Raw genomic sequence first — 7,358 nt, 5'->3', positions numbered from 1 at the left:
AAACGTATTAGCGGCGATGGTAGTGTGGGGTTTCCCCATGTGAGAGTAGCACACTGCCAGGTCCCATTCGAAGAAAGCCCTTATCGTATGATAAGGGCTTTTTTTATGTCTAATAGAAAATAATATTAGCAGTTACGCCGTAGTAAAAAACTGAGCGTACTGCAGGTCCTCCTTGCGCGCTCATTCCAAAAAAGCATCATGATTCTGCACCCCGTGGTATATGAGCCATCGAACTCAGAAGTGAAACCTATTAGCGCATGCCGAGACTCGGCGACCAGTAACTGGCGTGGGGATAGTGCGGGGTTCCAGTGACCGGCCCAGCCAGTGTGGCCCAGCTAGTGTGGCCCAGCCCCATGGGACAACGTGCAAGCCATGAAATGGTTGCCAGAGTTAGCACGGGGTGGCCCTCCACACTGCCATAGTTCGTTGTGAAGCAATCCCATTCGAAGATATTGCTTCACAACGATTGCTTCACAACGAAGCCTATCCTAACGGATAGCCCTTTTTTTATGCTTGTAAGAAAGTGAACAGGCAATAAAAAGCCCCGCAGGGGCGGGGCTTAAACTATGAAACTATTAAGCTTAGTATTACTGGCCCATTGTCTTAATTTCTTCAAAATATCTACGGTATTCCATACGAGTAATAAGTTCGTTGCCATCTTTATCCATGGTCATGAAATCACCTTTAATACCTGCGTTTTCAATTTCACGTTTAGATAGTTCACCATCTTTATTAGCATCGGCTTCATCGAATCGCATATTCGCAGCATCCGTAACTTCTGTACGTAATGTTTCGTTCTTTTCACTGATCACAGCACCCGTTTCGTCCATGGCATCACCATGTTTCATTGAGTGTTGTGTGTCGCTAGTTTTCATTTCAGAACGCATTTCTTTATTTTGTTCACTAATTACATCGCCATCTGCGCCCATGGAATCATGTTTAGCCATAGCGGATGTCTTGCTCATTGAATCATGGTTTGCATTGGCTTTCGTTTCAGAGCGGAGTTCTTTATTTGCTTCGCTAATCACATCGCCACCTGTTCCCATAGCCTCTTTCTCGTCCATGGGTTGGTGCGCGCTATTGGCTTTACCATCGTGGTTTGTTTTTTCTTTAACCACTAATTCGTCAGTAAACCTTTCAGGTTTCGCCTTAATGTAGTCAGTAAACTCAGAACGGTTAATCTTATCATCACTGTCTGTGTCTATTTTAGACATAGTCTCTTCAGTAATACTTCCCTTAACCTCTTCCTTGGAAAGCATGCCGTTGCCATTTGCATCTAGTGCCTCAAAGTCTGAGGTTATTCTAGATTCATGATGGGCAGCGAACGCGGAAGTAGACATTACTGCGCCAATAACCATTGCTAACGTTAGCTTTTTCATAATAAATTCCTTCTTTGCATGTGTAATGCTTTGGGTTAAATATGAGAAGTGAATGCCGAAACTGTTCACGGTATTGACGACAATCTAAAAGGCACGAAGGTATTTCCGTACTTCTACTCCTACATATCTTTATTCCTGTTTAGTAAATCACACTGTTTCATTCCTGATTTATAATTCATACTTTGTGCCAAACGTTAATATATTGATTTAAATGCACTTTTATTTATTTGCCTGAACGACATAGGTAAATAAAGTGTTAAAAAGACACAAGCTGTGAAATATATGCACTGTGTTACATAGCTCAGACATTCCCGCTTAAAAGCTCCATTCCCTTCTTAATTGGTTCGAGATTTAACCTTCCTGACTCTGAAATTTGCAATTAAATCAGTGTTTTAATTCGTAAGGTAACCAGAAGGTTTAATTTGAGATTTATCCGTAAGCTTTGTTCAATCAATACGGCCCAAAGCTAGGGGATAAGGAATGTTTTCAACAATGCTTAGTAAAAATATTAATAAAAAACCCACAGAGAAGCTTTTTAACTTTTACCAGGATTCTTCACTTTCGCGCATGATTAATTTTCTCAATGAAGCAGTTGTCGTTATAGATGTTAACGGCACTATTGAAATGCTTAACTCTACATCCGCCTCATTACTGGGAATAGAAAAAGACAAACTGCTAGGGCATAATTTACTTGAGCTAGTTATAGATGATACGGGTAAGTCACAAACTTATGTTATTGAGAGCTTAGATGCAGGCCAAAGAGGTTTAATTTCCGCCCCTCCTATGGAAGTTAACCTTCAAGCAGACAAAGACAACCAAACACATGTGTGTGTTGAAATGTCGATATCAACGCTACCAGAAGCATTCTCATCGGCGAATACATTGTATCTTTGCATACTCCGCGACCTTACGCTTCACAAGGCAGAGTACGGTTCTCTATTACACAAAGCTAATACCGACTATTTAACAGGGCTAGCTAATCGTCATCGGTTTGCCGAATACCTTGATAAACAGTGGGATCTTTGCGAGCAAGACGATGTACCGCTAAGTATTATATTTATTGATATCGACCACTTTAAAGACTTCAACGACCAATATGGCCATATAGCGGGGGATAGATGCTTAAAGAGAATAGGGGAAACTATTTCGTTAAGCCTTCCTAATCGCGATACCTTAGCCGCACGCTATGGCGGTGAGGAGTTTGCCTTAGTGTTGCCCCGATGTTCAGCACAGACCGCCCAATTGTTAGCCATACGTATTAAGCGACATATATCGCAATTAAGTACCAGGCAGTTTGCGTTATCGCAAGAATCAGAGTTAACAGTAAGCATGGGTGTGGCAACGCAAATGGAGAACCGCTACAGTTCAAAAGAAGGTTTGTTGAACGCGGCTGATACATTGCTTTATCAGGCTAAGTCTCAGGGAAGAGATCAGATTTGTTTTTTGTGAAATAGAATGGGGCTTCCTCACGAAGCCCTAAATTTTTAAACTGGTTTTCTATTTATAATTTGTGGATCACACATGAACCGTTCGCCGGTTTGGGTATCGAAAACCCATACTTCTAAATAAATATCGTCTGCCAGGTCGTTACCGTCATCAACACCAATGTGTATGCTGGCATCGGTCTTATCTTCTAAGGTTACATCACCAGGGCTGGTTGCGGTAACCCAACGAAAGGCGTAACGGTCATTTAAAGCGGACGAAAATTCGATATTCAATTTACGATTAGTATTGCCATCAAATGCAACTGCTTCGGGTGTGTAGCGATAGTAATAGCCTTCACCAATTTCCACATGTTTGGCATCGGCAGGCGGCACTTCATCCGGTGCCCAAAGCTGTAAGGTAAAGGTGGCCGTATTAGTCGTTTCAGTTGAATTTGTTGTTGATGTGGCTTCTTGTGCTAACGTTGAGAAAGAGAGTAGTACCGCAAAAAAAACAATGGCTTAAGCAATGTCTTACTATTTTTATATATTGACTTCATTTTTATTCCCTTCAAAAATTAAAAAATAAACACGCTACTTTTAGCGCATAAAAACTATATCAGTATTGTTTGGTGTATAGAATAAAAACAGGGAGGCTTAAGTAAGTCCTCAGATATTAAAGCGCATTTTAAACCAGAATTGGCAGCTAACAGCCGCCAATTCTATAAAATTAATTTTTCTGTTTATTAATGATTTGTGGATCTTGACTGGTATAAACGCTCGACTTAGGTGCTGTAACTAGTTTCATACAAATACTTTCTGTTGCTGAGTCTGAATCTACAAAGATAATAGTTTGCCCATCTTCAGTTATACTGTAAGTCAAGTCATTATCTAAATCACCAGATATGACTGGGCCCACGAATTGTAAATCGCTAGACTCTTTCTTCAAAGTATACATTATCATGCTACTGGACTCAGTTACTGTTACATTACCTGTTGCAGGGTTGCCTGAGGTATCATAAATAGCATATCGAGGTGGAGTTTCGTCCGTAAATACTGAAACCATAAACTGAAATATCGGTGTTGGATTAGACATATTTTATTCCTTTTATAAATAATCAAAGTAGAAAGGTTTGGTCAAAGTTTTTGCGTGAGCTTTCAAAGTACCATTTATTTTAGAAGTATTGTTAGTACATTGACTCGCAAAAAAATGCGGTAAAATTGCATCGGGGTGATAAGATTTTTCGACGATTTTCGATGTGGTAAGTTGAAGCTCATGACAAAGTAAACTTTTGCGCTCATCGGTAAAAATGTTTTCACTTCTAATAAATTGAGATAATATTTTTTTTGTTTTTAAACTATATTCTGTAAAGCTTGGCTCACGGGATTTTAATGAAGACTCAATAATTTCTGGGGTAATTGAGCGTATATATTTTTGAATTTGAGTAATAATTTCCCAGTGCGAATTCATTTGAAAGTATTCAATTAAGGGAAAAAGTATCCATTCTGCATTAGATGCAATTACCTTGGCTAATACCTGCTGAGCATCAATAGAGCTTTTAAAACTTGAATCACTTACTAGTAAAAGTGCTTCTATACGAAAAAAAGCCAATTGCCATTCACTGTTGTTAATATCTTGCGAGATCGCCTGTTTTACAATTATATAACTTTTCTCTAGTGTTGTGCCGTAGTTTTTTTTCAGCATTAACTTTTTAGCTAAGAGCGCTTTTTGAACAAGAACTGCAACATAAGGTTCAATGGCGGCAGCATTAGAACTATGAAGTATATATATATCTTCAAAAGCTTGTTCAGCATCCTCGTACAATCCATAAGCTTTTTCATATTCCCCAGTATGAACAGTAGCCGACGCTATCCACGACAGGGTATCGGCAGCATAAAGTTGAGCATCAAAATCATCAGGGTTTTGTTCAGCGATATATTGTTTGAGCTTTAGTGATGCACTGAAGTATTCAATCGACTTACCAAATTCAAAATTTTCATATTCAAGAGAGCCCAAAGAGTTTTGTGCGTAGGCCACTTCTAGCATAGCGTCAGTATTGTCTGGGGCTATTGATAGCATACGTTCGCTATAAGCTAAGTAACGCTCGAATGCCGTTCTGGCTATGTCCATCAAGCCATCGTTATAAGCGATGTGGCCCAACCAAAATGCGTTTGCACCCGCGGCTTTAAGTAGCTCGAAGTGATTGGGTGCATCGCTCAACAGCGCCTTTATATGTACATCGGCTTCTTCGTAAGCTTCTTTCGCGGTGGCTACATCGTCTCTATAAAATCGTACTTCTGCCATAGCTTGCAGTGAAAGCGCATGTTGAAAACGCAATTCGAAACTCGCTTTTGGCGGGCTAATGGTAAAAAATCCATATTCACTCGTTTGCTGAGCTTGTTCAACATAACTCAGTGCTTGTTCGCTGATACCTTCCAATAAGTCCATACGTTTTACGCTACGTAGTTTATTGGCAAAGTCACCTATCATATAGCCCATTAAATTTTCAGCTTCTAATCGCTTCCTTTCGGCCAGTTGTTGCGATTGCTGACTTTGTAGCATGGCACCAAATGAAACTACGGTTAAACAAGCAAGGGCTGCAAAGGTAACCCCGCGAATAACCCGTTTGCGTTGCACCGTTTTCTGTGACGCCCGAATGAGCGCTAATTCGTCATTCGTCAGTGTTAAGCTAGTGTCGGCGTTTAACGCCAAAGCATCAGTTAAGGGCTTACCTTGTGTAAGTAAAAACGCCTTACTTTTGTTATCTTGCAGCCATTGTTTGGTTTGTTGTTCTAATCTGCCTTTGCTTACCAGCGCGCTTTGGTGTTGTTGAATCCAACCTTGTACTCGCTGCCAGCGCCTAAGGACGGCTTCATGCGCCACTTTAAAGCAGGCTTTGTCTTGATAAAGGTGCGATACAAATAACCGATGCTCTACCATTAGCTCGACAAAGTTTTTCTCGTTATCGTTACTAAGCTCACTCCACAATGCGGTGCGGCTGGTTAAGTTACTGCCATCTTGGGTAAGCGTTACAATTAGAGGAAGCACGCGGTCGAGTGCAGTTTTCACTAACGCCGGCATCTGTTGGTAAAGCTGTTCAGCTTTGTGGCCAATTGCGCCTTCTATACCGCCCAACTGTTTGTAGGTACTAACTTGCAGCAAGTTGGCTGTTCGCTGCAAGTACAGTTCTTGTAAGGTGTATTGTAATAATGGAAGACAGTTGGGTTCTGCCGCGGCTTCGGTAAGTATAATGTCGTCTAACGTAACATCGGTATGGTTATCTTCTTCCCACTCTAGCCCTGCGGCAATAGCTGGAAGGCGTATCATTTGGCTTAATTCACTGGCCGAAGGGGGCGTAAGGTCGAAATGTGCTCCACGCTCTTTATTTTTCATTAGGGTGGGGTAGGCAGCTAAGTGATGGTAAAAATCATTCCGACATACTAAAAGCATTAAAATGAAGCCACTTTCTGCTAATGCTTCAAGCAGCGTAAACACCGCTTCCTTTTGGGTACTATCAACATGGTTAGTGGCCAAATAGGCTTCAAGGCGATCGAGTACTATTACATAGCAAGGGAAAGCGACGTTATTGTACTGGCTTGCAGTTGTAAGTTTAGTTTTCGCTAAATGAATAACCGGCTTAGGGTCGCGTTTCAGTTTTGCCGCTAATGAATCGGCACTTTCCCCTTCAAACAACGGGGCATCGTTGATATCCCAATCTAACATACAGGCGGCAAGTTCTTCCACAATCTGTGCCGTCTGAATATCTGCAATATCAATACTGGCGTAATCGATGGCATGAACACCATTGGCGCCCTTGTTGTTTAATAACCTAGGTAATAAACCTGCGTGCACTAACGAGCTTTTACCTGAACCGCTAGGGCCGATAATAAGGGTAAAAGGGCGTTTTTTGGTAAATTGATCCGAAAGCCTAGCCAGTAAATTTTTTACTGCCGCATTTCTACCGTAATAAACTTGGCTTTCTTGTTGCGTAAACGCGGTTAAGCCAGGGAACGGAGATTGACCCTGCCAATCGGTTTCGGCGGCACGTGTTTGTTCATCTTCTAAAAACTGAACATCGGCAATAACCCGATAACCTCGTTTACGTATGGTTTCTATAAAAGAAGGGGCACTGGCTTTATCACCTAATGCTTTACGTAATTGGGTTATGGTTTTATGAATAGGGTTATCGCCAACGGGCGCGTCTGGCCAGCACTGGGTAATAATGTCGTCGGCGCTAACCACTTCACCCGCTTGCTGACACAATAGCAATAGAACGTCCATTGCTTTGGGTTCAACGGTGCGCTTCGTTTTACCTAATATAAGGGTGTTTGATGCTGGCTCTACTTGCCAGTCGCCCAAATAAAATTGCTTCAACATGTATTCAATTTGCTCAAAAGAAACCAATCAGAACAAACTTAACCTACTTTAGTTGTAAGGTAAACGAGTTACGCTGAGCTAGGTACTACATCGGGACTATAAAAGTTAGCTAAAAATACCTTTAAATTTAATAATATAAAAAATATTAATAAAAAGTGAAATTTGATCTTCACCCCCTAG

General features: G+C 41.1%; 5 protein-coding genes. 1 reads left to right on the top strand and 4 read right to left on the bottom strand.

Annotated elements, in window-relative coordinates:
- Nucleotides 1-587: 587 nt before the first annotated feature.
- Nucleotides 588-1,379, bottom strand: coding sequence for an EF-hand domain-containing protein (locus KYS23_RS19855; protein ID WP_218419938.1), 792 nt, complete (start codon nucleotides 1,377-1,379; stop codon nucleotides 588-590).
- Between the two features lie 492 nt (nucleotides 1,380-1,871).
- Here KYS23_RS19855 and KYS23_RS19850 point away from each other — a divergent pair, with 492 nt between their 5' ends.
- Nucleotides 1,872-2,828 carry a GGDEF domain-containing protein gene (locus tag KYS23_RS19850; protein ID WP_232370649.1) on the top strand — a complete coding sequence of 319 codons (957 nt, stop codon included), beginning with the start codon at nucleotides 1,872-1,874 and terminating at the stop codon, nucleotides 2,826-2,828.
- Nucleotides 2,829-2,863: 35 nt separating this feature from the next.
- Here KYS23_RS19850 and KYS23_RS19845 read toward each other — a convergent pair whose 3' ends face one another.
- The 3 genes from KYS23_RS19845 to KYS23_RS19835 all read right to left on the bottom strand — a co-directional run bounded on the left by KYS23_RS19845 (nucleotide 2,864) and on the right by KYS23_RS19835 (nucleotide 7,178).
- Complete coding sequence (locus KYS23_RS19845) at nucleotides 2,864-3,196, bottom strand: hypothetical protein (protein ID WP_218419936.1); 333 nt, start codon at nucleotides 3,194-3,196, stop codon at nucleotides 2,864-2,866.
- 334 nt (nucleotides 3,197-3,530) lie between these two features.
- Nucleotides 3,531-3,896, bottom strand: a complete 366-nt coding sequence (locus KYS23_RS19840; RefSeq protein ID WP_013783395.1) for a DP-EP family protein — start codon at nucleotides 3,894-3,896, stop codon at nucleotides 3,531-3,533.
- A gap of 12 nt (nucleotides 3,897-3,908) precedes the next feature.
- Nucleotides 3,909-7,178, bottom strand: a complete 3,270-nt coding sequence (locus tag KYS23_RS19835) for an nSTAND1 domain-containing NTPase (protein ID WP_246604521.1) — start codon at nucleotides 7,176-7,178, stop codon at nucleotides 3,909-3,911.
- Nucleotides 7,179-7,358 lie beyond the last annotated feature (180 nt).

The sequence above is a fragment of the Alteromonas lipotrueae genome, from assembly GCF_019249255.1.
GTDB classification, from domain to species: Bacteria; Pseudomonadota; Gammaproteobacteria; order Enterobacterales; family Alteromonadaceae; genus Alteromonas; species Alteromonas lipotrueae.
The sequence above is the reverse complement of the archived record's forward strand: the minus strand, read 5'-3'. Positions and strand labels throughout refer to the sequence as shown.